This is a genomic window from Plantactinospora sp. DSM 117369 (genome assembly GCF_053764795.1).
This window is the reverse complement of the sequence record NZ_CM132446.1, coordinates 2339825-2364746: the sequence shown is the minus strand read 5'-3', so window position 1 is coordinate 2364746 and position 24922 is coordinate 2339825. Positions and strand designations below refer to the sequence as shown.

Here is a 24922-nt window from a genome sequence, read left to right as displayed (position 1 = left end):
GTACGGCAATGAAACGATCCAACAGAACCGGACGCTAGGTGTGACGCGGGCCGCTTGTCAAGAGACACCGCCGCGACGAAGACCGGCCGGACCTGCGGGAACGCCGGAAAACCCAGCGGCCCGGCCGAACCGTTATACGAACGGGACCTATCCCCGTGGCCGGTACCCGACCTTTCCTTGCTTCCCCTGGCACCGGCTGATATTCACGTATCTACACGCGCTCATGATCCAACTCCCCCACCCGTAAGCCGACCTGACCGGTCGGCTTCGTCGTATCTCGTCCAAGGAGGACGCCTTGCCACATACCCGGTGGAGATCAACGATCTGGACCGGTCGGCGCGGGCTGCCCGCGCTGATGGCGGCCGTGCTGGCCGCCGCCCTGCTGCCCGGCGCCACCAGCGCCAACGCGGCACCCGCCGGTGACCCCGGCGCTACGGTCCAGCCGGGAGAGCACCCGGAGTCGTACGGGGGCAGTCACGCCCACCGGGACGTGGACAACCGGGCCGGCTCGGCCGCACCGAACGCCCGGCAGCGCGGCCTGGCCAACCAGGTCGCCGGTGAGGTCCGGTGGAACGCGCTCGGCACCCCGCACGCGCTGACCGCCACCGACGGCCCACTCGCCACCGGGCTGGACGCCGACCCGGAGACCGCCGCGCGGCAGTACCTGGCCCGCAACAGCGAGCTGTTCGGTCTGGACGGCGCGGCCGTGGCCAGCCTGGAGAAGCTGCTGGTCCGGCAGATCGGCGCCGGTGCCGTGGTGACCCTGCGGCAGCGCTTCGGCGACCTGCCGGCCGGCTACGACGGACTGGTCAGCATCGCCATCACCGGCGGCACAGTAATCAACGTCAGCTCCTCGCTCTCCCGGAACACCGGAACCCCCCAGCCGGTCACCGTCACCGCCGACCAGGCGTACGCGGTGGCGCTGGCCGACGCCGGGCTGACCCCCGACGAGGTGGCCAGCCGGGACATCCGGCAGGTCGCCGTGCCGGTGCCGGACGCCGCGCCCCGGGCCGCCTGGGAGGTCACCCTGATCTCCGACCGGACCGACCACCCGACCGCGTTCACCACCTTCGTCGACGGTGAGCGCAGCACCGTGCTGGTCCGCGAGGACCTGGTCGACTTCGACTCCGAGAACCCGAAGTGGGCCGTCTTCCCGGCCACCCCGCCGAGCAGGACCGAGCCGGGCCGGGACTCCCGGGTGCTCTGGTGCCTGACCGTCGAGCGCGGCTGCGAGCGCCCGGTCCGCGACCCGAACAGCGGGCAGGCCTGGGACGTCGACCTGGCCACCGGTGCCCCGACGCGCACCGCGCGGGGCAACTCGGCCAGCACCGTGGTGTCGTGGGGCGGCGGCACCCCCGCCGTACCGGCAACCGAGAGCCCGACCCGGGACTACGTCTACCCGTTCACCGACGCGTGGAAGACCTCCAAGTGCGACCCGGCGGTCTTCGCCGCCGCGCAGGACAACGACGCGAACGCGGCGATCGCCAACCTCTTCGCGATGCACAACCGGATGCACGACTGGACCTACCGGCTCGGCTTCGACGAGGCGGCCTGGAACCTCCAGGCGGTCAACCTCACCGCCGACGGCCTCGGCGGCGACGCCGAGCAGGGCCGGGCCCAGCAGGGTGCGCTCAGCGGCAACCGGAACAACGCCAACCAGAGCACCCCGCGCGACGGCCTCCCGCCGAGCACCAACATGTACCTGTGGCAGCCCGCCGCCGGTGGCCCGTACCCGCCCTGCGTGGACGGCGACTACGACATGACGGTGATCGGGCACGAGTACATGCACGCGGTGACCAACCGGATGATCGGCGGCCCGAACAGCGGCATCAGCGGCCACCAGGGCGGCGCCATGGGTGAGTCCTGGAGCGACCTGATGGCCGCCGAGTATCTCTTCCAGCACAACCTGCGGGCCCCGGGCGAGACGCCGTTCATCATCGGCGGCTACGTCACCGGCAACACCGTCAGCGGCATCCGGAACTACGACCTCAGCCGCAGCCCGCTGAACTACTCCGATATCGGCTACAACACCGCCGGCCCGGCCGTGCACGCCGACGGCGAGATCTGGGGCGCGACCAACTACCGGGTCCGGTCCGCGCTGGTCAGGCGGTACGGCCAGGGTACGCCGTCGAAGCAGCTCGACTGCGCCCTCGGCAAGGTCGCGGTGCAGAAGTGCCCGGGCAACCGGCGCTGGAGCCAGCTCGTCTTCGACTCGTACCTGCTCCAGGCGGCCAGCTCGGTCAGCATGCTGGACATGCGGGACAACATGCTCGCCGCGGACCAGCTCCGGTTCGGCGGGGCCAACCAGGACATCATCTGGAACGCTTTCGCCGTCTCCGGGATGGGCCGGGACGCCGCCACCAATGGCGCCGCCGACACCGACCCGACGCCGAGCTTCGCCTCGCCGCGCGCCCGCAACGTCACCGTGCAGCTCAAGGCCGACGGCGAGAGCCGGGACGCGCCGATCCGGCTCTACCTCGGCGAGTACGAGGCCCGGGCCGTCCCGGTCGCGGACACCGACCCGGCCACCCCGCTACCGGACACCTTCGAGGTGATCGCGGACACGAGGTTCTCGTTCGTGGCGGTCGCCCCGGGCTTCGGGCACACCCGGTTCAGCCGGGAGTTCGAGCCCGGCCGGGGCCGGCACGGCGACAAGCCGGTCACCCTGGAGCTGGAGCTGAACCGCAACCTCGCCTCGGCCGCCTCCGGCGCGACCGTGGCCGGGGACGGGGTCAACACCGACAAGCTGGTCGACGACACCGAGGCGACCAACTGGGCCTCCCTGGACGGGGTGGCCGGCAGGCAGGTCACCGTCGACCTCGCCGGTGACCGGCCGCAGACCGTACGCCGGGTGAACGTGAGTGCCTACCTGCGGCCGACGAACGCCGCCGACCCGGCCGACCCGCGCAGCCAGAACGCCCTCTCGGCGCTGCGCTCGTTCGCCGTACTGGCCTGCGACGCCACCCGGGTCGACTGCACCGTGGACGCCAACTACCGGACGGTGTACACCAGCCGGTCGGACGCGTTCCCGGGCGGGAAGTACCGGGCGTACTCGCGGGACGTCAACCTGCGCTCGTTCGACATCCCGCGTACGGTCGCCACGCACCTGCGGATCCAGGTGCGGCACAGCCAGTGCACCGGCGGCCCGGAGTACGCCGGTGAGCAGGACAACGACCCGACGACCAGCACCGACTGCACGACCGCCAGCCCGGCCCGCAGCCAGGTCCGGATCGCGGAGTTCCAGGCGTTCGGCAGGTAAGCGGCGAGAGCGGCCCCGTCCGATCGCGGTTCAGGATCGGGCGGGGCCGCTCCGCGTATCCGATCGAATCACCAGTCGGGATAGCGCCGGGCGGCACCGCCGCGCCGTCGTACCGCCTCCGGGTGGCCGCGTCGGGCGGCGGCCTGGTGGCCCCGGCGCGCCGGGGCGGGCGTCGCCGCCGCCAACCGGTTGCGGAAGCGCAGCCGGAGCAGCAGGCCGGCGCCGAGGAAGAGCAGCAGGGCGCCGACCGCGAAGCCGATCCCGGTCAGCCCGGTACCGCCCCGACCGGCGGTGGCACTGGCCTCGCCGCCGCCCGAGCCGCCCCCGTCCGATCCGGCGGCCCCCTCCGGCCCCTCGGCGAGTACCGGTGAGTCGCCCTCCACCGACTCGGTCGGCTCCGGCTCGACCGGCTCGGTCGGGCTCGGCGCCGCCTCGGTCGGGGTGGGCCGGGCCCGCTCCGGTGTGTTCGGTGCCGGCGCGCGCCGCGGCGGCGCTCCGCTCCGCTCGCTGATCACCTCGCGGGTGGCGCTGCGCCGGTCGAGCAGCCGGGACTGGGCGTCGAACGCCTCCACCGTCAACTCGATCCGGCCGTCCGTCACCGCGTCGTCGACGGCCAGCCGGTACTGGGCGGTGACCGTCCGGTCCCGGCACAGCGTGCCGGGGTCCAGATCCCGGTCGGTGAGCCTGGCCCCGCCGCCCTCGCCCCGGACGTCCATCGGGACCACGCCGGCCTGCTCGATGCGGTCGACCCCGATCTGGTCGAGCCGCAGACCGTCCGCCCGCAGCACCAGCGACCAGCGGACCTTGCGGCACTCGCCGTCCAGGGTGGTGGAGATCACCGCGGTGACCGTCTCGGCACCGGCACCGGCGACGAACCGCCCCGGTAGCCGGGTCAACGCGGTGTCGAAGCCGGGAGCCGCCCCGGCCGGATCGGCCGGCAGCATCGCCCAGCCCACCGTCGCGCACACCAGCGTGGACCCGAGCCGGGTCGCGAGCCGCCACACCGTCACCACCACCCATCCACGCCGATTGCGTACTCAATGGACGCTATGGGCATTGCTGGATGCGCGGAAGACTGGCGTATCAGCACCATTCAGCAATGAAGAGGGTGATTTTGACGCGGAGTGCTGAACCGGTTACCACTGCACCGCGACACGCCCGGGTACGGGAACCGGACTGGACGGGCGGGACGCCGGGGGCGGGCGGTGTGCCCGGCCGGCTGACCGGCACAATCGGCGGTTGTGTCCGAGAGCCCGGCTGAGTTCGTCCGACGGTACGCCCACCTGACCCCGGTGTCGGCGATACCGGAGATCCGGCTGCACCAGGCGGCCGAGCCGATCGGCCTCTGGGAGCTGACCGAGGGCGAGTTCCGCAGCGAGCAGCCGCCACCGTTCTGGGCCTTCGCCTGGGCCGGCGGCCAGGCGCTGGCCCGCTACCTGCTCGACCATCCGGAGACGGTCGCCGGGCGACGGGTGCTGGACCTGGCGTCCGGCTCCGGACTGGTGGCGATCGCCGCCGCCCGGGCCGGCGCCGCGCAGGTCCGGGCCGTCGACATCGACCGGATGGCGGTGGCCGCCGTCGAGGCCAACGCCGAGGCCAACGGGGTGGCGGTGGCCGGTGAACTCGGCGACATCCTGGACGGCGACGCGGGCGGCGCCCAGGTGGTACTGGCCGGCGACGTCTTCTACAGCCAGGCGATGGCGAACCGGGTGCTCCGGTTCCTGATCCGGGCGGCCCGGGCCGGCGCCCGGGTGCTGGTCGGCGACCCGGAGCGGGCGTACCTGCCCAGGGAGCGGTTCCAGCCGCTGGCCGGCTACGACATCCCGGTCACGGTCGCCCTGGAGAGCGTCCGGGTCAAGCACAGCCGGGTCTGGGAACTGACGAAGGTCACCCCGGCGACCGGCGGCACCGGCCACCGCGCCGGTACTGGTTAGCGTGACCGGGTGCTGTTCCGTAGTTGGCAGGAGCCGGACGAGCGGGCGTGGCCGGACGTGGTCGCGGTGCCGGACCACGTCGGGGTCGAACACCTGGTGGTGACCAGGCACGCGCTGGTCCGCCAGGTGCTCGCCGATCCCGAGACGTTCCGCCCGGACAACGCCCTGGACGCGATGACCCCGATCCCGGTCGGCGCGCTCCGGATCCTCGCCCGGCACGGCTTCCGGCTGCCCCCCACCCTGGCCAACAACGGCGGGCCGAGTCATCCGGAGATCCGGGGCATCGTGGCCGAGGCGCTGCATCCGCACCGGGTCGCCGCCCAGCGGCCGTGGCTGACCACCCTCGTGCGGGAGCGGGTCGGCCGGCTCGACGCCGCGCTCGACGCCGGTGAGCCCGTCGACCTGTACGCGGACCTCGCCGCCGACCTGCCGCTGCTGGTACTGGCCCGGCTGGTCGACCTGCCGGAGGCGCCGGCCGAGGTGGTCAAGGAGTTCACCCGGGCCGCCCTGGAGCTGTTCTGGGCACCGGTCGACCTGCCCCGACAGCGGGTACTGGCCGACGTGGTGGGCCGGTTCCACGCCGTACTGCGGGAGTTCGCCGCCACCGGCGCCGGGCTGGCCGGCGTGCTGCGTACCGCCGGGCATCCGCCGGACGTCGTGATCGGGGCCCTGTTCTTCCTGCTGGTCGCCGGTCAGGAGACCACCTCGCAGTTCCTCACCCTGCTGCTGCACCGGCTCACCGGCACCCCGGAGGTGGTCGCCGGAGTGCGTGCCGGCACGGTGGACGTCGAGGACGTGGTCGAGGAGGCGCTGCGGCTGGAGCCGCCGATCGTCACCTGGCGCCGGGTCGCCGCCCGGGACACCGAGCTGGCCGGCACCCCCGTACCGGAGGGGACCAGCCTGGTGCTCTGGCTGGCCCGCGCCGGCCGCGATCCGGCGGTGGTCGCCGCACCGGAGGCGTTCGTGCCCGGGCAGCGCGGCTCCCGCCGGCACCTGGCGTTCGGGGCCGGGGCGCACCGCTGCGTCGGTGCCCAGCTCTCCCGGCTGGAGGCGGCGGTGGTGGTCGCCGAGACGGCTCCGCTGCTGGCCGACGTGACCGTGCTCCGGGCGCCCTGGTGTCCGGACAACCTGTCGTTCCGGATGCCGGACGCGCTGGTCGTCGCGCGCCGCTGAGCCCTGTTCCATTCGGTCTGCACCAGGCCGGCCGCTGCCGGTCGGGGGATGAGACGCGGCTCACTCGAACAAAGGATCTTGGTATTCGAACAGATTTAGTGTTTTACTCGAACACATGTCTGCACAGGAACGGCACCAGGCGATCATCGACACGCTGCTGACCTCGGGCCGGGTCACGGTCGCCGAGTTGACCGCCCGGGCCGGTGTCTCGGAGATGACCATCCGCCGCGACCTGGAGCTGCTCGAACGGGAGGGGCTGCTCCAGCGGGTGCACGGCGGTGCGGTCAGCACCGTCTCGGGCAGCTACGAGCCGCCGTTCGCGGTACGGGTCCGGCAGCACGCCGACGTCAAGGCCCGGATCGGGGCCGCCGCCGCCGAGCTGATCGGCGCCAACGAGACCGTGGTGGTCGACGCCGGGACGACCGCGCTGGCCACCGCCCGGGCACTGCGCGGGCGCCGGCAACTCACCGTGTGCGCGCTGAGCGTGCCGGCCAGCACCGAACTCGCCGACGAGCCCGGGATCCGGCTGATCGCCGCCGGTGGCGACGTCCGGGCCGGGGAACACTGCTTCGTCGGGCCGCTCGCCGAGCGGATCTTCGAGGACCTGCGGTTCGACACCTTCGTGCTCTCCGTCGGCGGCGCCGACCCGGGAACCGGACTGACCGACTTCAACCTCGACGACGTACGGGTCAAACGGGCCGCCATCGGCGCCTCCCGCCGCCGGGTGGTGGTGGCCGACTCGACCAAGCTCGGCCGGGCCACCTTCGCCCGGATCGGGCCGGTACAGCTCGCCGACGTCCTCGTCACCGACGACGGCGCCGATCCGGAACAGGTGGCGGCGCTGCGCGACGCGGGCCTGACGGTGGTGCTGGCATGAACACGCCGCCCCGGCACCCCGGGCCACCCCGGCTGCGCCGGCTGGCGGTGCTCGGCGCGGTCACCGCCTTCGCGATGATCGGCCTGCAACAGGCGCTGTACGGTCCGGCCATCCCGCAGTTGCGCCAGGCACACGGGATCAACGCCGCCGGGGCGGCCGCCGCGCTCAGCGTGCACTTCGCGGGCGCGATCATCGGGGTACTGGCGATGCCCCTGGCCCGCCGGCTCGGGGTACCGGACGGACGCTTCCTGAGCTGGTCGCTGGTCGGGGTCGCGCTGGGCGCCCTCGCCTTCCCGCTCGCCCCGGACTGGCCGTACGCGCTGCTCGCCGCCTTCGTCGCGGGCGTCGGTTTCGGCGGCCTGGACGGCGGCGTCAACCAGGTCTTCACCGAGGTGTACGCCGAGGGTGGCCACGGCATGCTCAACCTGCTGCACGGCTGCTTCGGTGCGGGCGCGGTCGCCGGACCGATCGCCGTCGGGCTGCTGCCCGGGTACGGCTGGTCGTTCGCCGGCTGCGCCCTGCTGGCCCTCCTCGCCCTGCCGGCCCTGCGTACCCTGTCCGGCCCGGCCCGGCCCGCCGCCGGGCCCCGCCACCGGGCCAGTACGGCGGGCACCGCCACCTCCACCGCCCAGAGCCGCCCACCGCGGCGGGCGTTCCCGGTCGGCACCGCACTGTCGCTGGGGTTCCTGCTCTTCTTCGTACTGCACGTCGGGCTGGAGACCGGCGCGGCCGGCTGGGAGACCACCCACCTGATCGCGACGGGCTGGCCAGCGGCAGCGGCGGCGACCGCGACCTCCGGGTTCTGGCTGGCCTTCACCGCCTCGCGCTTCGCGGTGGTGCCGCTCTGCCGCCGCTACTCGGCCCGGGCCATCGTCTTCGGCTGCACCGGACTGACCGTGCTGGCCGCGGCGGCCACCCTGGCCGACCCGATCGCACCGGTCGGGTACGGACTGCTCGGGGCCGCGGTCGGTCCCCTCTTCCCCACCGGGCTGGCCTGGCTGGCCGAGCACCGCCCCGGGCTGACCCCGACCGTCGTCGCGGTGTCGATGGCCGGCGGCATCGCCCTGCCCCCGGCGATCGGGCTGGCGGTCGGCGCGTTCGGGCCGGCGGCGATCGCCTGGGCGATGCTGCTGATGGCCGGTGCCGGGCTGGGCACCGTGCTCGGCCTGGCCCGGCTCCGCCCGGCCGGGTCACACCCGGTCGCGCCGGCCGTCGATGTCGATCCCGCGCAGGTATAGCAGGACGATCAGCGCACCGCCCAGCACCAGGCAGATGTCGGCGACGTTCCCGACGAAGAAGCCGGCGTAGTCGATGAAGTCGACGACGTGCCCCCGGGCGAACCCGGGATCCCGGAAGAGCCGGTCCAGCAGGTGGGTCGTGGCGCCGCCCAGCACCAGACCGAGGGCGAGCGCCCAGGCCCGGTTGCGGACCTTCCAGGCGGCCCGGGTGATCGCGGCCACCGCGACGGCGGCGATGATGGTGAAGATCCAGGTGACGCCGGTGCCGATCGAGAACGCCGCGCCCGGGTTGTAGAGCAGCCGCAGGCTGAGCAGGTCGCCGAGGACCGGTACGACGCCGCCGTCGGAGAGCGCGGCCACGGCCAGGTATTTCGTGATCTGGTCCACCAGCACGATCACGACGGCCAGGGTGAGCACCCGGGGGTACCACCGGACGGAACCGGCCGCCCGGTCCGCTTCGGGCATCGAGGAATCCGCCTCGACCTGCTGCATGACAGAAGACCTCCAGCACCGACGGCTGCCCGGACGGCACCCAGCCTACGTCGCCGGCCGACCGGGATGCCGGCCCGGAACACCGGCCGGCATTCCTGACGAAAGTCGGCCCCGCCGACCCTCGATCGTCCGCTGTGTGACCGCCGTCCGGATTCCTACCGTCGCTGCTGACCTACTCCGAACACCGGCTGCCGGGCTGCTGCGAACACCGGAAGGATCCATGATCACATTAACCGAACTGACCAAGCGCTTCGGCGCCACCACGGCGGTCGACCGGCTCTCGCTGTCGATCACGCCGGGCCGGGTCACCGGCTTCCTCGGGCCGAACGGCGCCGGGAAGTCCACCACGATCCGGATGATCCTCGGCCTGGACCGGCCCGACTCGGGTACCGCGCTGGTCGGGGGCCGGCCGTACCGGAGTTTCCGGCATCCGCTCCGGGAGGTCGGCGCGCTGCTCGACGCCCGGGCGGTGCATCCCGGCCGGACCGCCCGGGCCCACCTGACCGCGATGGCCCGGAGCAACGGCATTCCGGTACGCCGGGTGGACGAGGTCCTCGGCACGGTGGGGCTGACCGAGGTGGCCGGGAAGCGGGCCGGCACCCTCTCGCTCGGCATGGGCCAGCGGCTGGGCATCGCCGGCGCGCTGCTCGGCGACCCGGGCGTGCTGATCTTCGACGAGCCGGTGAACGGGCTGGACCCCGACGGGGTGCGGTGGATCCGCGAGCTGATGCGGTCGCTCGCCGCGCAGGGACGTACGGTCTTCGTCTCCAGCCATCTGATGAGCGAGGTGCAGCTCACCGCCGACCAGCTCGTGGTGATCGGCCGCGGCCGGCTGCTCGCCGACGCACCCATCGCCGAGGTGATCGCCGGCAGTTCGCTGGCCGCCGTCCGGGTGGTCAGCCCCGAACCGGCCGCACTGACCCGGCTCCGGGACGGGCTGGTCGGCCGGCACGCCACCGTCGAACGGATCGGTGACGACGAACTGCTGGTCACCGGGAGCACGGTCGCCCAGGTCGGCGACCTGGCCCACGATCTCGGGGTACGGCTGCACGGGCTGAACGCCCGGGAGGCCTCCCTCGAACAGGCCTATCTCGAACTCACCGGCGGGGACCTGGAGTTCGCCGCCCCGCCGCCGGCCACCACCCCCGACGCCCGGGTCGGCGGCTCACACGGCTCCGACGCCCGGGTCGGCGGCTCCCACGACTCCGGCGGCCGGTCCCGGGGATCCGATCGGAAAGAGGCACGATGAGCAGCACCCTCCCGCAGCCGAACCGCGCCCTCCCACACACTGCCCGGCGGGCCGCCGGCCGCCCGCCGTCCGGCGGTGGACTTCCGGGCGCGATCGCCAGCGAGTGGACGAAACTCTGGTCGGTGCGCTCGGTCTGGTGGTGCCTGCTCTCCAGCGTGCTGCTGATGGCCGCCACCGCCGGGCAACTCGCGATCTACGTCGCGAACGGCAACACCGACGACGAGCCGGCCAACGACCGGGGCGTGCTGGCGGCCGGGCGGATCGCGATCGACGCCGTCGAGCTGACCCAGTTCGCGGTGATCGCACTCGCCCTGCTCGTCATCACCAGCGAGTACAGCAGCGGGACGATCCGGACCACCCTGCAGTGGATCCCGTCCCGGGCCCGGCTGCTGCTGGCCAAGAGCACCGTGGTCGCCGGGGTCACCTTCGGCACCGGCCTCCTGCTCGGCGGGCTCGGTGCCGCCGTCGCCGCTCCGGTGCTCGGCGAGTGGGGCCGGTTCGAGCTGGGCGAGACCATCGGGTACGCGCTCGGGCTGGCCGGGTACCTGGCGCTGATCGGGCTGTTCACCCTCGGTCTCGGCGCCGCACTGCGCAGCGCGGTCGGCACCCTGGTCACGGTCTTCCTGCTGCTGGCGATCGTGCCGACCACACTGCGGCTGCCCGACCTCGGACCGCTCAACGCGATCGCCGACGCGCTGCCCGGCAGCGCTGGCCTGCACTTCCTGCGCGGCGAGAGCGATCCCTACCCGGCGGCGGCCGGCCTGTTGATCGTCGCCGGCTGGGTGGTCGCGGCCCTGCTGGCCGGGCTCGCCGTACTGCGCCGCCGGGACGCCTGATCCTGGGGCGGGGCGCTTCCCGGCCGGGGAGGGCCCCGCCCGTACGGGCTCAGGCCGTCAGGCCCGCCTCGTACGCGATGATCGCCGCCTGCACCCGGTTGCGTACCCCGAGCCGGGTGAAGATGCTGCTCAGATAGCTCTTCACCGTCCCCTCGACCAGGAAGAGCCGCTGGCCGATCTCGGCGTTGGAGAGCCCGGCACCGACCAGCGCCAGCACCTCCCGTTCCCGCTCGGTCAGCCCCTCGATCCGCTCCCGGGCGGCCGGTGCCCGGGCCAGCAGTCCGCCGCCGAGCTCGATCACCCGCCGTGCCACCTCCGGCGACAGGTACGCCGCACCGTCCGCCACCGCCCGCACCCCGGCGATCAGCTCCCGAGGGTCGCCGGACTTGAGCAGGAATCCGCTCATCCCCTCGCCGAGCGCCCGGGCGATGTAGTCGTCCTCGCCGAACGTGGTCAGGATGACCACCGCGGTCTCCGGTACCAGCCGGCGGATCTCCGCTCCGGCGGCCAGCCCGTCGAGCCGGGGCATCCGGATGTCCAGCAGCGCGACCCGGGGCCGGTGCGCCCGGACCAGCTCGACCGCGTCGCGCCCGTCGGCGGCCTCGGCCACCACCTCGATCTCCGGGTCGGCGGCGAGGATCGCCCGGACACCGGCTCTGATCATCGCCTCGTCGTCGGCCAGCAGGACGGGGATCACACGTACTCCTCAACTCGGGTAGCGGCCGGCGGGGCGGGTGGGCACGGCGTCGGCGGGACGAACGGGTTGCCGGGTCAACCGCCGAGACGGTCCTTGACCACCAGCCGCCCGTCCAGGAAGCAGACCTGGTAGACCGCCTGCCCGAACGGGAAGGCGCCGTCGGAGTAGAACTCGCAGGTGGCACCGCTGGGCACCGGCCGGTCGGCGGCCCCGGACGGCGCGACGACCTGCCGGTCCGGCAGCAGGTCGCGCAGCTCGGCCCGGTCCTGCCCCATCCGGAGCTGCGCGTAGCGGTCGGAGTCCAGCACCGCGCCGAAGGTGGCGATCGGGTAGTAGGCGACGACCAGCAGGGCGCCGATCGCGGCCGGCACGGTGACCACGGCGAGCAGGCTGCGCCGGACCCGCTGCCGGGCCGAACGCAGCCGGTGCGCGGTGGCCGCCCCGACCGGTGGTGCGGCGACGTCCGGCACCGGGTACCCCGGCTCGGCCGGTTCGGTGTGTCCGGTCTCCACTCGGGGTGCGGCCGGCAGGTCCGCGTACACCTCGAAGCCGCCGCCGTCCGGACCGGCCCGCAGGGTGCCGCCGGCCAGGCGTACCCGCTCGGAGAGCCCGACCAGGCCGGACCCGGCGCCCCGGACCCCGGGCAGCGGTCCGGCCGGTGGCCGCTCGTTGCCGACCCGCACCGAGATCCGGTCGGCGTCGCGGCGCACCGCCACCGTCACGGCGGCCCCGGGCGCGTGCCGGGTCGCGTTGGTCAGCGCCTCCTGCACCACCGAGCAGACCGCCCGCTCCACCATCGGCGGCACGGCGGCACCCGGGGAGTCCCCCTCGACCAGCAGCCGTACCGCCATCCCGGCGGCCCGGGCCCGCGCGACGAGGTCGTCGACCCGCTCCCCCGGCGGCCGGGTCGGCGCCGGCTCGGCGTCCTCCCGCAGCACCCCGATGACCTGGCGGAGCCGGTCGGTGGCCAGCGCCACGCTGGCCCGCAGCTCACCGGCGGCCCGCCGGTGATGCTCGTCCAGGTCCGCCGCCACCTCCAGGGCGCCCGCGCGCAGCGCGATCAGGCTCAGGTCGTGGCCGAGCGAGTCGTGCATGTCCTGGGCGATCCGGGCCCGCTCCCGCATCCGGATCCGCTCGGCGGCGCCGCGCTGCTCCCGCTCCAGCAGGTCGGCCTGCTCCCAGCCGGCCAGCACCAGGGCCCGGTGCTGCCGGTGGTAGCGGCCGACCAGCCACGGGAAGACCCCGCCGACCAGCAGCGTGCTGGCGAGCAGGAACCAGACCTCGGCATCGGTGCCGAGCACGCCGAGGTTGAGGACCGTGCCGCCGAGCCCGATCCCGGCGAAGACCAGCGCGGCCGGGCCGGAGCGGCGCTCGCGCAACCCGACGAGATAGCTCAGCACCGGGATCCCGAACATGAAGTTGCCGTCCCCGGCGGTCGGCAGCACCACCAGCAGCAGCCCGAGCAGCGGCGCCCGCCGGCTGGCCAGCACCGCCAGCCCGGTCACCAACAGGGAACCGGCCAGCCGGCCGGGAAACCAGGACGAGTACGGCGGGGTGAGCAGCGCTATCGCGATCGGCGCCGAGATCACGACCCAGAGCGCCAGGTCGAGGAGGCGGTCGCGCCGTCGTGGCGGCACCGCCCCGCCGGGGCGCGGCAGCCCGACCGGCGCGGCCCGGCTGCCGGCCGGCCGGCGCCGGCGCCACCACCGTACGTCGCGGAGCCCGGCCATCACCCGGCCAGGCTACAAGCCGCGCCACCGGCCGGTTACTGCCGAAAGTCAGGAATCGCCCGGATCGACGGCGGCGCACCCGCGGCCCGGTCAGCTGACCTCTTCGGCCCAGGCCCGCCAGTCGTCGAGTACGCCGTACAGGGCCGGGGTGAGCCAGCCCGGCGCGGAACGGCGGAACACCCCCGGTTCGAGCGTGCCGGCCCCGTCCGGCAGCGCGCCGACCATGTTGGGGACCAGTTCCCGCAGGTTGGCCCAGTGCACCAGCTCGGGTTCGGCCGGCCAGGCGCCGAGCACCACGCCGCAGGGCACCGCGCGCCGGTCCAGCGCCTCCAGGGTGAGCGCGGTGTGGTTCAGCGTGCCGAGCCCGGCCCGGGTGACCACCACCGCCGGGGCGCCGATCGACACCGCCAGGTCGGCGAGCGTCCACGCCTCGCCGGACGGGCGCAACCCCATCGGGACCAGCAGCCCGCCCGCCCCCTCGACCAGCACCAGGTCGTGCTTGTCCGCGTCGGCCCTGATCTCGTCGGCGACCGCGTACAGCTCCAGCGGCTCGGCCTGGGCGACCCGGGCCGCCGCGAGCGGTGCCAGCGGGTCGGGATAGCTGACCAGGGTGCGTGCGGTCATCGGCGCGGCCAGCCGGTTCACCGTGTCGACGTCGGATTCCGCCCCGGTCGCCGTACCGGTCTGCCCGGGCTTGATGACCGCGACCCGCAGGCCGGCGGCCTGGGCCGCGGCGGTGATGGCCGCGGTGACCACCGTCTTGCCCACGTCGGTGTCGGTGCCGGTGACCAGGATCGGCCCCCGCCACGCCACGCCGCTCACCAGCCACCTCCGGTCGCGGTCACGGGGCACACTCCACGATCACCTCGAGCGCCCGGTCGAAGTCGGCGCGATCGATCCCGACGTTGATGGTCAGCCGCAGCCGGGAGCGGGTGTCCGGGGTCGACGGCGGCCGGAAGCAGCCGACCGCGACGCCCCGGTCCCGGCAGTCGGCCGCCCAGGCCACCGCGGTCTCCGGGCCGGGCGCGGTCACCGAGACCACCGCGGCGGCCGGGGCGGAGACCGCCAGCCCGGCCGCACCGAGCCGGCGGGTAACCGTGGCGGCCCGGTCGGCCAGCTCGGCCCGGAGCGCGTCACCGGCCCGGGCCAGCCCGGCCGCGGCGAGCACCCCGGCGACCACCGCCGGCGGCGGCGCGGTGTCGTAGATGAAGGTGCGGCCCGTGTCGATCAGATGCCGGACCAGCTCGGCCGGCCCGGCCACCACCCCGCCGGCTCCGCCGAGCGACTTGGCGAGGGTCGCCGTCACCACCACGTCCGGCTCGCCGGCGAGTCCGGCGCCGGCCACCGCGCCCGCCCCGGCCGGTCCGAGTACGCCGAGCGCGTGCGCGTCGTCGACCAGCAGCAGCGCGCCGTACCGGCGGGCCACCGCGTGCAGCTCGGCGAGGGGCGCAAGGTCGCCGTCGACCGAGAAGACCGACTCGGTGACCACCACCGCCGGCCGGCCCGGTGCCCCGGCCAGGGCCGCCTCGACGGCGTCGACGTCCAGGTGCGGGGTGACCCGGGTCTCCGCGCCGGAGAGCCGGCAGCCGTCGATCAGCGAGGCGTGGTTGTGCGCGTCGGAGACCAGCAGGGTGCGGGGCTGGACCAGGGCGCGGACCGCACCGAGGTTGGCGAGGTAGCCGGAGGAGTAGACCAGGGCCCGGCCGGTGCCGAGCCAGTCGGCGAGGCAGGATTCGAGCGTCTGGTGGGCCTCGGTGGAGCCGCGTACCAGTCGGGAACCGGTGGCGCCCAGGCCGTAGCCGGTGAGCGCCTCGGCCGCGGCGGCGACCACCGCCGGATGCCGGGACAGTCCGAGGTAGTCGTTGCCGGCGAGGTCGACCACGTCCTCGGCGGCGCTCCTCGGCCGCAGCCGCCGGGTGAGCCCGGCCTTGGCGCGCAGCCGCGCCCGCCGGTCCAGAGTCTCCAGCCAGCTCGGCACCGCCACCCCCACACTGGTCCGCGTCCGCCCCCGGGCGCTGTCGGAAACCCGATCGCCGCATGTTGTGCGGCTCCGGCCCGCCCGGGGCGGCTCGCACCGGGCCCGGGCTCGGCGGGCCCGCGGCGCCGCCCGGCGCGGCGGCCCCGACCGGCGAAAATACCATCCGTCGCGGTCTGCGGCGGCCCGCCGGGCCGGCCGATCCACCACCGGTGCGCCGGCGGCGGGGCGTCCGGGCAGGTCGGCCGGGTGGGACCACATCGACGGACGGCCCGCTTGTAGGGTACGACCCATGCCAGAAATCCTCGACCGGGCGCGTACCCAGGTGCTCGACGGTGGTGTCGGCCTCGACGAGGCGGGTGTGCTCGCCGTGCTGCGGCTGCCCGACGAGCACCTCTCGGCCGCGCTCCAGCTCGCGCACGAGGTACGGATGCGCTGGTGCGGCCCGGAGGTCGAGGTCGAGGGGATCGTCTCGCTGAAGACCGGCGGCTGCCCGGAGGACTGCCACTTCTGCTCGCAGTCCGGGCTGTTCGCCTCGCCCGTCCGGTCGGTCTGGCTGGACATCCCGTCCCTGGTCGAGGCGGCGAAGCAGACCGCCGCCACCGGGGCCACCGAGTTCTGCATCGTCGCCGCCGTCCGTGGCCCGGACGAGCGGCTGATGACGCAGATGCGCGAGGGCGTCGCCGCGATCCGGGCCGAGGTGGACATCCAGGTCGCCGCCTCGCTCGGGATGCTGACCCAGGCCCAGGTCGACGAACTCGTCGAGATGGGCGTGCACCGCTACAACCACAACCTGGAGACCTGCCGGTCCTTCTTCCCCAACGTGGTGAGCACGCACTCCTGGGAGGAGCGCTGGGAGACGCTGCGGATGGTCCGGGCCTCCGGCATGGAGGTCTGCTGCGGCGGCATCCTGGGGCTGGGCGAGACCGTCGAGCAGCGTGCCGAGTTCGCGGCGCAGCTCGCCGAGCTGGACCCGCACGAGGTGCCGCTGAACTTCCTCAACCCCCGCCCGGGCACCCCGCTGGGCGATCAGCCGGTGGTCGCGCCGCGGGACGCGCTGCGGGCCATCGCGGCGTTCCGGCTGGCGATGCCGCGGACCATCCTCCGGTACGCGGGCGGTCGCGAGATCACCCTCGGCGACCTCGGCACCCGGGACGGCCTGCTCGGCGGGATCAACGCGGTGATCGTCGGCAACTACCTGACCACGCTTGGCCGCCCGGCCGGCGAGGACCTGGCGCTGCTGGACGAGCTGAAGATGCCGGTCAAGGCGCTGTCGGCGACGCTGTGACGATGTCGACGGAGACGGCCAACTGGTGCGACCGGTGCGGCGAGGCCGCCGCCACCGGCGACCACGACGCCTGCCGGGCCGCCCGCGCGCTGGAGCCGCCGCGCTACTGCGCCTCCTGCCGCCGCCGGATGAAGGTGCAGGTGCTCCCCTCCGGCTGGTCGGCGGTCTGCGTCGAGCACGGCGAGACCGCCACCAGCCGCTGAGCCACGCACACCCTTCCGCCGGGATCCGCTCCCGCCGGCCGCGCCTCGCATTGACACTCTTTATTAACTCGCATTGACACTCTTTATTAAAGAGTGTTACCTATTCAGTGCCGGCCGGCCGCTGACCCCTGGATACCCGCCCACGGAGGGGAGACCCCCGCATGTCCTCCGCAGGTACGGCGGCCACCAGCCGCCGCACACCCCCGCCCCGCCGTACCGCCGCCGCGCTGCTGGCACTCTGCGTCGCCGCCGTCGGCGCGGTCGCCGGACCGGCCCCGGCGTACGCGGCCAACGAGCCGGTGAACATCTGGCTGACCACCACCTCCGACTCCGGCGGCCGGACCGTCACCCGTGGCCTGCAACCGCAGACGCCGATCGCCTTCGCCGCCACCAGTCCCGGCGCCACGCACACCGTCACCGTCGACGAGAACACCCGCTACCAGCAGTTCGAAGGTGGCGGCGCCTCGATCACCGACACCACCGCCTACCTGTTCCGGGGCGGGCCGATCAGCGCGGCGACCCGGGACGCGGTGATGCGCCGGCTGTTCCACCCCACCGACGGGATCGGGCTCTCCTTCGTCCGCAACCCGATCGGCGCCTCCGACCTCTCCCGGCCCGGCCACGTGTCGCTGGACGACACCTGCTGCGACCTGTCCGACTTCGGCGCCAACGGCTACGACACCAACGTCCGGCTGCTGACCGCCCAGGCGAAACAGCTCAACCCGGCGCTGCGGGTCAAGGGGGTGCCGTGGAGCGCGCCGGGCTGGATGAAGGACAACGGCCGGATGGACCAGATGGGCTGGCTGAAGTGGGAGTACTACCCGCTCTACGCCCAGTACTTCGTGAAGTACGTCCAGTCGTACCAGGCCGCCGGGATCGGCGTGGACTACGTCTCGGTGCAGAACGAGCCGAACTGCTGCCAGGCGGCCAACCCGCCCGCGATGAACTACCCGGGGATGAGTTGGAACTCCTCCGGCCTGCTGGAATTCACCAAGAACCACCTGCTGCCGGCCTTCCGGGCCGCCGGCATCACCACCAAGGTGATGATCCACGACTGGAACTACGGCGACTGGGGCCAGATCGGCAGCGGGATCGTCTCCGACGCCGCGCTGCGCAACGACCCGCTCTTCGCCGGCATCGCCTGGCACGGCTACGCCGGCAGCCCGAGCGTCGGCTCCCAGGTGCACGCCCAGTATCCGGCGGTACGCCAGTTCAGCACCGAGCACTCCGGCGGCACCTGGATCGGCAACCAGCACAACGAGGACCTGGCCGACATCGTCAACTACACCCGGAACTGGAGCGGCAGCGTGGTCAAGTGGAGCCTCGCCCTGAACCAGAGCATGGGCCCGCACAACGGCGGCTGTGACGTCTGCACCGGGCTGGTCACCGTGCAGGAGGGCGGCCCGCGCGCCGGCCAGGTGGACAACACCATCGAGTACTACACCACCGGGCACCTGACCAAGTTCGTCAAGCCGGGGGCGTACCGGATCGACTCGACCGCGAACGGCGCCGTGCCGAACGTCGCCTGGCGCAACCCGGACGGCTCCAAGGCGCTGATCGCGCACAACGGCGGCACCGGCAGCCAGTCGCTCCGGGTGGTCTGGGGTGGACAGTCCTTCACCTACACCCTGCCGGCCCGGACCACCGCGACCTTCACCTGGTCCGGCACCCAGTCCGGCGACGGTGGCGGCGGCCGTACCGGCCAGATCGTCGGGCTCGCCGGCAAGTGCCTGGACGTGGCCGGCGCGAACAGCGCGGACGGCACCGCCGTGCAGCTCTACGACTGCAACGGCAGCGCGGCCCAGCAGTGGACGCTGGGCGCTGACGGCACGGTACGGGCGCTCGGCAAGTGCCTCGACGTCCGGGACAACTCGACCGCGAACGGTGCCCGGGCGCAGATCTGGTCCTGCACCGGCGCGGCGAACCAGCGCTGGACCGCCACCGCCGGCCGGGACCTGACCAGCGCCAGCGCCAGCAAGTGCCTGGACGTGCTGGACAACAACCCGGCGAACGGTACGCCGACCCAGCTCTGGAGCTGCACCGGCGCCGCCAACCAGAAGTGGAGCGTACCGGCCTGACCAGCCGAGGAACGCCATCGATCCACCCGACGGGGCCCGGGGAATACCGTCGGGGCGTCGACCGGTTGGCCGGACACCGGATTCAGCGGGTCTGGTCAGTTGGTCGGATCAGGATCTCGTTGACAGCAACGTGCTCGGGCTGGGTGAGGGCGTACAGCACAGCGCTGGCGATGTCCTCGGGCTGGAGAGTCCGCATGGATTCGGCCATTGCCTTCGCCGCGGCCTGGATCGCCGGGTCGGTGATGTGGCTGGCCAGCTCGGTAGCGACGAATCCGGGTTCGACGACGATGACCCGCACGCCCTGCGCGGTGACCTCCTGCCGCAACGCCTCGGAGAAAGCCGTGATGCCGAACTTGGTTGCCGCATACACGCCGCTGGCCGCCGATGCCGTACGCCCCGAGGTCGACGAGATCTGCACCACGGCACCCCTGCGCAGGAGCAGGTGCGGCAGGGAGGCATGAACCGCGTACATCGACCCGAGTAGGTTGGTCTCGACCATGCGGGTCCACTCCGTGGTGTCCGCGCCCAGGATCGGGCCGCTGAGCATGACGCCCGCGTTGTTCACCAGGACGTCGAGGGCTCCGAAACGCTCGACGGTGGCCGCGACCGCGTCCTGCACCGACTGGCGGTCGGTGACGTCCAGCTCAAGGGCAATCATCTCGCCCGGAGCGTCCTGCGTCAGCGAGTGCAGCCGGTCGGCCCGCCGAGCCCCGACTGCAACTCGGGCGCCCGCCTTCGACAGGGCGAGTGCGGTGGCCTGGCCGATGCCCGAGGACGCCCCGGTGACGAGGGCCACTGTGCCTTCCAAGGTGTTGCTCACGTTTTTTCTCCTGAAGTTGGTGGTTTCACGTACACACCGGCAGCCACCTCCGGACGGCGGTCGGCGACCCGGGGACGGGCGAGCGGAATATGACCGCCCGGTCACGTTAGCCTAGCAGCTAATCTGATCGCCTGGTCATTTTCGCCGGTAGGCTTGCCCCGGAAGGAGGCGCGGATGAGCGCGACGACAGCCAATTCGGGCCAGAGGGCGGACATGGTGCGCAATCGGCGCCTGCTGCTCGATGCCGCAACCGCGGCGTTCGCCGAGCACGGGGTGGAGGTGCCGATCGGCGAGATCGCCCAACGCGCCGGTCTCGCCAAGGGCACCGTGTTCCGGCACTTCGCTTCGAAGGAAGACCTGCTCGCGGCGATCATGCTCCAGATGCTCGACCAGCTCGTCCGCACGGCAGAGCGCCTTCTCGGCGCCGCCGACGCGGCAGCGGCGCTGCGGGAGTTCATGACCGACGGCGTCGAGGTGCTCGCCGCGGACCGCGCGTTCTGCGAGGTGATCGGACGCCCGTCGCTGCAACATTCCGAGGTGCGGGACGCGATCGACCGGCTCTGTGACGCCGCCGAGGCACTCACGGCTCGGGCGCGCGAAGAGGGCGCCGTCCGCGGCGACATCACGGGAACGGACATCGTGCTGCTACTCGGCGGCATTCACCAGACAGCGGCGCCCCTGCTGCCCGCGCAGCCGCAGGCATGGCGCCGCTACCTCGAACTGGCCCTCGACGGGCTGCGCACCACCAACGCCCGCGACCTGCCACATCGACCACCCCGCCGCCTACACCTCAGCTGAGTCGCGGCAGCGACGGCCGGGCGGCACGTGCCGAGGCAAGGACGGCCCTGCTCCGCCGATGAGCAGCGCTGCGATCGGCCGAATGCGGCCGATGCACTGTTCCAGGACTCCTGCGCCGAATAGCCGATCCTGGGCCTACCGGCGCCGGGTCCCGGCTGTCGGAGGTCTACCGGCGGCGTTGTCCTACCCGCCGGGTGCGGGGCGCTCGGCGAGCAGCAGCAGGTCGGTGACGACGAACCCGGGCAGCGACAGCGCCTCGGCGTGCCCGGAGCCGGTCAGCACGAAGGTGCCGCCGATCTCGTCCGGCTGCCAGCCGTGCCGGAGGGCGTGCTCGATCACCGCCCGGACGTGCTTCGGCTCCGGATACGCGCCGTCGGTGACCGCCGGATCGCCCCACGCCGAGCGCGGCGCCGTGGAGAGCAGGTCCACCTGGAGGGCGCGGCTGTTCTTGCCGGCACCCCAGACGCGTACCCGGACGCACCGGCGCACTCCCTGCCCGGTCCGGACGTGGTCGATCCGGGCCATCCAGGTGAACTGCCGGTCGTGGATGTAGAGCCGGCGCAGTCTGGACCTCACGGAGGCGTCCATCCTTCCCGATTTTGTGCCATCGCGGCGCGGCTACCGACCCGGTGGTGCCCCGGTCCGCTTCACTTGCCGAGAGTACGGCGACGAAGGCCCCCGGACAGGTCCACGCCGGTGCCGGTCGGGACCGGCGGGTCTGCGAAGCTGCGGGGCAGACCCGCCGGCGCCGAACGGGACCGGCCCGTACCGGTCGCCGGACGCGCCCGGGGCCCGGGTGCGTGACACCGGGCCCCGGTCTCACCCGGTCATCCGGATCGGGTCAGCGCTGTGCCGCCCAGAGCAGGGCCCGGCCCAACTGCGAGTGCAGGCCCTTGGGGTGCAGCCGGAACGTCGGGTCCGTGCCGAACAGCACCACACCGTTGCCGCCCGGGCTGACCGTACGCACGATGCTGGCCTGCCCGGCCGCCGCGGCCTGGCCGGTGGTGCCGGCCTCGTTCGCCGCCCACCAGCCGGCGAGCAGCGGGTCGGCGGCGTACGACTGCTCGACCGTGACTCCAGCGCCGAGGTCGGTGAACCAGACCGGCTCGTTGATGAACGCGTGCGGGATAGCACCGGCGGTCACCGGGCCGCCCCGGTTGACGATGTTCGCCACCCCGCTGGCCAGGCTGGCGCCGGCAGTGGCGGTGACGCTGAGCAGTCCGGCGGCGTTGCCGAAGCCCGCCCCGGCGGTGCCGAGCCCGACCACCCCGCCGCCGCGGGCCAGGAACGCGTCCAGCGCGGCGCGGTTCTCCGGGGTCAGGTTCGCCAGGTTGACGTTGCTCGCCACCAGCAGGACGTCGACGTCGGCAGTGAGGGTGGTGGCCAGGGTGGTCGCGGTGAGCGTGCGAGCCTCGAAGCCGGTGTCGAGCAGGGTGTCCCGGTCCTCGACCGTGCCCAGGTAGCCGACGACCACCTCGTCCAGCAGGGTGCCGCGCCAGCGGGCCGGGGCACGGGTGAAGGTCACGTCGTGCTCGCGGGCCTCGGTCCAGGCCAGCCAGCGGTTGACCGGGGTACCGGGGACGACCACCGAGCCGTCGGCCAGCCGGTGGACCTTGACGCCCTTGCCCAGCAGGGAGTTGACCGCGAGCAGGTCGGCGCCGTCCTGGATGTCCAGCCGCAGGTCGACGTTGCCGGCGGGCAGGTCGCCGTCGGCCGTGCCGTCGTAGGTGCGCTCCAGGCGTACGTCGGGGAGGCGGTTCCACAGGGTGTCGACGGTGGCACCCCAGGTCAGCCCCTGGCTCCAGGCGGCCGGGCCGGCGTAGAGGTCGTCCACCCGCCCGGTCAGGTCGATGCCGGGTTCGAGCAGGGAGTTGACCAGGCCGCGCTTGGGCTGGTGCAGGTCGATCACGTACGAGCCGGCCCGGTACGACTTCCCGTCCGCCCGGAAGTCCTTCTTCGCCTTCCAGACCCGGCCGCCGCTGCCGACCAGCAGGTCGACCAGGCGGGCCGCGGCGGTCTCGGAGTGCTGGCCGGGGCCGGTCGGGATCACGTACGCCCGGGGAAAGGTGGTGTGGTAGTTGTCCTCCGGGCCCCAGCCCGGCACATAGCCGTCCGGGATGTCGCGCAGCGGCTCACCGGCCCAGCCGCGCCGGTAGACCTCGGCCTGGTCGAAGATCACCTGGTCGCGGTGCTCCTGGATGTACCGCAACGAGGTCTTGATCGCCACCTCGTGCACGTCGGTGTTGATGCCGGAGCGGCGTACCTTCTCCTCCGGGCTGAGGTTGCCGCGCGGGTTCAGCGGCGCCTCGATGGTGTACGGGATGCTGCTCTGCAACATCGCGAACGACGGTACGTAGATCGGCGGGAAGTCGTCCCAGACGCCCGGCTCGTCGTCCCGGAACGGGATCCGGGCCCGCTGGGTCTCCGGGTAGCCGAGGGCACGCAGCCCCTCCTCGATCGCCAGCGCGTTCGGCAGCCCGTGCTTGATGTAGAGGTCGTACTCGTTGTTGACGTTGTGCGGTGGGGTGCTCGGGTGCAGCAGCGTCGGGTTGACGTAGCCGTGCAGGTCGAGGGTGATGATCGGCTTGGTGTCGATGATCAGCTCGCGGATCAGGTTGGTCTCCGGCTGCGACACGATGGTCAGGTCGCGGTTGAGGTCGTAGCCGGCCGCGTTCTGCCGGGTGCCGGCGATCCGGCCGTCCGGGTTCGAGGTGACGTTGAAGACCAGCCGGTTCCGCTTGAGCAGCGTGACGATCGCCGGGTCGGTACTGGTGGCGTACTCCTCGATGACCCGCAGCGCGGCGTCGGTGCCCTCCCACTCGTTGCCGTGGATGTTGGCGTTGACGAAGAGCGGGGTCTTGTAGTCGCGGAGCAGCCGGCGGTCGCTGCGGGCCCGGACCGGCTCCTCCTCGATCAGGCGCTTCCACTGCTCCTGCTGGCGCGCCTCGGCACGGCTCTCCGGCGCGGTGACCGTGACCGCGTAGAGGTCGTGGCCCCCGGAGGACTTTCCGGCTACCCGGGCGGAGACCCGGTCGCTGGCCTTCTGCAACGCGTTCAGCTTGGGCGCGATCTCGTCGTACGGCGTGACGCCGATCGGGATCGAGGCGTCGTTCGGGTTGTCCGGCCAGACCGGCAGCACGTTCTGCCGGGGGTAGCCCCGGACGTCGGAGAGGTCGACGGGAAGCGCCGGTACGGCCGGCAGCGCGGACCCGTACGCCGGTCCGGTCCAGACCGCCGTGCCGAGCAGCGCGGCGGCGACCAGCGCGGCGGCGAGCCGGGGATAGGGACGTCTGAGCATGAAGGACAGTACTCCGATCAGGAGAGGGGGAATTGCCGTGCGGGCGGACGCCGCCGCAGGGCCGGAGACCTACGGATCGGGAAACGCCGCCGGCAGGGCGGAACGGAATTGGAGCCCGGCGTCAGAGGGACGGTCGACAGGCGGCGCTGGCGACGCGCAGGAGGTCGATGTGACCCCGCTTGGTCAGAAAGGCGCTTCGCACAAAGTAGATCTTGATAGAGCACCGACGCGCTGTCAACCGTCGATCCACTCCCTGCGACGAACACCTCCGTACGCCGGATCCGGATCGCGCCCCCGGATGCGCCGCTCGATCCCGCCGACGTGCCGTCGGCGCCGTCGGCGGCCGGTCTTCCCCGGATCGGAGACTGTCGAATTGGGTGCACGGACGGGGCAGGCCGGTCCGCCGGGCCGCCTCCGGTCCGCGCGCGCCGGAGCCGGCGGACCGGAGGTACCCGAGAAGGGTCAGTGCCCAACCGGCGGTGGCAGCAGGTCCTGGTGCCGGACGGTGTAGTCGCCCCGGGTGACGGGGGCGAACGGGCCCGGCCCCATGCAGGTGCCGACCCCCGCCTCGACCCACTCGCCGCTCTCGTTCTGCTCCCCGTTCACCACGGACCAGGAGAAGCCCATCCGGTCGGTGCCGTGCCGGTCCGCGTCGTAGACGCTGAAGCCGAGGCGCTTGCCGACCCAGTCCGCCACCGGCTCGTCGGCCTGCGTCACGACGGCTGTCAGGGTGGCGACGCCGGGTCCGGTCACCAAGCAGTCGACCCGGGCCGCCATCCCGACCGTGATCCCCGCCTCGGCCACCCGGTGCGAGATGCGCACCGTCCCGGACGCGTCGGTGGGCAGGCCCTCCGGCGCGCCCGGCTGTACGGCGTGCCGACGGCGTCGAAGGTGAACACGCGGACGTCGCTGTCCGGCCAGTACGGCAGCGAGATCTGCGCCGATCCCGTCACCCGAGCCACCGGTGCCGGCGGGTG

Annotated in this window: 22 protein-coding genes; 11 read left to right on the top strand and 11 right to left on the bottom strand. The window is 73.3% G+C overall.

Translation table 11 applies throughout. From position 1 onward, the window contains the following. The first annotated feature begins 295 nt into the window (after positions 1-295). Complete coding sequence (locus tag ACSMXO_RS10510) at positions 296-3259, top strand: M36 family metallopeptidase (protein ID WP_455417526.1); 2964 nt, start codon at positions 296-298, stop codon at positions 3257-3259. 68 nt (positions 3260-3327) lie between these two features. Here the strand turns inward: ACSMXO_RS10510 and ACSMXO_RS10505 are convergent, their stop codons facing one another. Continuing rightward, positions 3328-4272 (bottom strand): hypothetical protein, encoded by a 945-nt coding sequence (locus ACSMXO_RS10505; RefSeq protein WP_455417525.1) that lies wholly within the window; start codon positions 4270-4272, stop codon positions 3328-3330. A 228-nt stretch (positions 4273-4500) separates the two neighbouring features. Here ACSMXO_RS10505 and ACSMXO_RS10500 point away from each other — a divergent pair, with 228 nt between their 5' ends. From ACSMXO_RS10500 to ACSMXO_RS10485, 4 genes are all read left to right on the top strand, one after another. After that, a complete protein-coding gene (locus tag ACSMXO_RS10500; protein WP_455417524.1) occupies positions 4501-5193 on the top strand; it encodes a class I SAM-dependent methyltransferase in 693 nt (230 codons plus the stop codon). A 9-nt stretch (positions 5194-5202) separates the two neighbouring features. Further along, positions 5203-6366, top strand: coding sequence for a cytochrome P450 (locus ACSMXO_RS10495; protein ID WP_455417523.1), 1164 nt, complete (start codon positions 5203-5205; stop codon positions 6364-6366). A 115-nt stretch (positions 6367-6481) separates the two neighbouring features. Next, positions 6482-7243, top strand: coding sequence for a DeoR/GlpR family DNA-binding transcription regulator (locus ACSMXO_RS10490; RefSeq protein WP_346259523.1), 762 nt, complete (start codon positions 6482-6484; stop codon positions 7241-7243). Continuing rightward, positions 7240-8481: an MFS transporter gene (locus ACSMXO_RS10485; RefSeq protein ID WP_455417522.1), complete on the top strand. Its 1242-nt coding sequence runs from the start codon at positions 7240-7242 to the stop codon at positions 8479-8481. Before ACSMXO_RS10490 ends, ACSMXO_RS10485 begins: the two co-directional genes overlap by 4 nt. Here the strand turns inward: ACSMXO_RS10485 and ACSMXO_RS10480 are convergent. Continuing rightward, positions 8434-8973, bottom strand: a complete 540-nt coding sequence (locus ACSMXO_RS10480) for a signal peptidase II (RefSeq protein ID WP_346259525.1) — start codon at positions 8971-8973, stop codon at positions 8434-8436. The two genes, ACSMXO_RS10485 and ACSMXO_RS10480, sit on opposite strands and share 48 nt — an antisense overlap. Before the next feature lie 220 nt (positions 8974-9193). Between ACSMXO_RS10480 and ACSMXO_RS10475 the strand changes: the two genes are divergently transcribed. Continuing rightward, the gene (locus ACSMXO_RS10475) at positions 9194-10222 is read left to right on the top strand and encodes an ABC transporter ATP-binding protein (protein WP_455417521.1); all 1029 of its coding nucleotides are present in this window, start codon (positions 9194-9196) and stop codon (positions 10220-10222) included. After that, complete coding sequence (locus ACSMXO_RS10470) at positions 10219-11058, top strand: ABC transporter permease (protein ID WP_455417520.1); 840 nt, start codon at positions 10219-10221, stop codon at positions 11056-11058. Before ACSMXO_RS10475 ends, ACSMXO_RS10470 begins: the two co-directional genes overlap by 4 nt. Before the next feature lie 49 nt (positions 11059-11107). On the opposite strand, the gene ACSMXO_RS10465 is transcribed toward ACSMXO_RS10470, so the two are convergent. The 4 genes from ACSMXO_RS10465 to ACSMXO_RS10450 all read right to left on the bottom strand — a co-directional run bounded on the left by ACSMXO_RS10465 (position 11108) and on the right by ACSMXO_RS10450 (position 15463). After that, positions 11108-11722 carry a response regulator gene (locus ACSMXO_RS10465; RefSeq protein WP_455419216.1) on the bottom strand — a complete coding sequence of 205 codons (615 nt, stop codon included), beginning with the start codon at positions 11720-11722 and terminating at the stop codon, positions 11108-11110. A gap of 107 nt (positions 11723-11829) precedes the next feature. Continuing rightward, the gene (locus ACSMXO_RS10460) at positions 11830-13485 is read right to left on the bottom strand and encodes a sensor histidine kinase (protein ID WP_455419215.1); all 1656 of its coding nucleotides are present in this window, start codon (positions 13483-13485) and stop codon (positions 11830-11832) included. Between the two features lie 90 nt (positions 13486-13575). Next, entirely contained in the window at positions 13576-14280 is a 705-nt protein-coding gene (bioD, locus tag ACSMXO_RS10455) for a dethiobiotin synthase (protein ID WP_346259618.1), read from the bottom strand. A gap of 46 nt (positions 14281-14326) precedes the next feature. Beyond that, positions 14327-15463 carry an 8-amino-7-oxononanoate synthase gene (locus tag ACSMXO_RS10450; protein ID WP_455419214.1) on the bottom strand — a complete coding sequence of 379 codons (1137 nt, stop codon included), beginning with the start codon at positions 15461-15463 and terminating at the stop codon, positions 14327-14329. A gap of 289 nt (positions 15464-15752) precedes the next feature. Here ACSMXO_RS10450 and bioB point away from each other — a divergent pair, with 289 nt between their 5' ends. The 3 genes from bioB (at position 15753) to ACSMXO_RS10435 (ending at position 19029) form a co-directional block, all read left to right on the top strand. After that, entirely contained in the window at positions 15753-16748 is a 996-nt protein-coding gene (gene bioB, locus ACSMXO_RS10445; protein WP_455417519.1) for a biotin synthase BioB, read from the top strand. Positions 16749-16750: 2 nt separating this feature from the next. Next, the gene (gene bsaP, locus ACSMXO_RS10440) at positions 16751-16951 is read left to right on the top strand and encodes a biotin synthase auxiliary protein BsaP (protein WP_455417518.1); all 201 of its coding nucleotides are present in this window, start codon (positions 16751-16753) and stop codon (positions 16949-16951) included. Between the two features lie 161 nt (positions 16952-17112). Then, the gene (locus ACSMXO_RS10435; protein ID WP_455417517.1) at positions 17113-19029 is read left to right on the top strand and encodes a lectin; all 1917 of its coding nucleotides are present in this window, start codon (positions 17113-17115) and stop codon (positions 19027-19029) included. 82 nt (positions 19030-19111) lie between these two features. Here ACSMXO_RS10435 and ACSMXO_RS10430 read toward each other — a convergent pair whose 3' ends face one another. After that, positions 19112-19849 carry an SDR family NAD(P)-dependent oxidoreductase gene (locus ACSMXO_RS10430; RefSeq protein WP_455417516.1) on the bottom strand — a complete coding sequence of 246 codons (738 nt, stop codon included), beginning with the start codon at positions 19847-19849 and terminating at the stop codon, positions 19112-19114. A gap of 174 nt (positions 19850-20023) precedes the next feature. Here ACSMXO_RS10430 and ACSMXO_RS10425 point away from each other — a divergent pair, with 174 nt between their 5' ends. Further along, positions 20024-20647 carry a TetR/AcrR family transcriptional regulator gene (locus ACSMXO_RS10425; RefSeq protein ID WP_455417515.1) on the top strand — a complete coding sequence of 208 codons (624 nt, stop codon included), beginning with the start codon at positions 20024-20026 and terminating at the stop codon, positions 20645-20647. A 183-nt stretch (positions 20648-20830) separates the two neighbouring features. Here the strand turns inward: ACSMXO_RS10425 and ACSMXO_RS10420 are convergent, their stop codons facing one another. The 4 genes from ACSMXO_RS10420 to ACSMXO_RS10405 all read right to left on the bottom strand — a co-directional run bounded on the left by ACSMXO_RS10420 (position 20831) and on the right by ACSMXO_RS10405 (position 24767). Further along, positions 20831-21223 carry an integrase gene (locus tag ACSMXO_RS10420; protein ID WP_455417514.1) on the bottom strand — a complete coding sequence of 131 codons (393 nt, stop codon included), beginning with the start codon at positions 21221-21223 and terminating at the stop codon, positions 20831-20833. Between the two features lie 265 nt (positions 21224-21488). After that, positions 21489-23945, bottom strand: coding sequence for a M14 family zinc carboxypeptidase (locus ACSMXO_RS10415; RefSeq protein ID WP_455417513.1), 2457 nt, complete (start codon positions 23943-23945; stop codon positions 21489-21491). Positions 23946-24066: 121 nt separating this feature from the next. Further along, positions 24067-24147 (bottom strand): putative leader peptide, encoded by an 81-nt coding sequence (locus tag ACSMXO_RS10410; RefSeq protein ID WP_369938690.1) that lies wholly within the window; start codon positions 24145-24147, stop codon positions 24067-24069. 260 nt (positions 24148-24407) lie between these two features. Beyond that, on the bottom strand, positions 24408-24767 hold the full coding sequence (locus ACSMXO_RS10405; protein ID WP_455417512.1) for a hypothetical protein: 360 nt from the start codon (positions 24765-24767) through the stop codon (positions 24408-24410). Between the last annotated feature and the right edge of the window lie 155 nt (positions 24768-24922).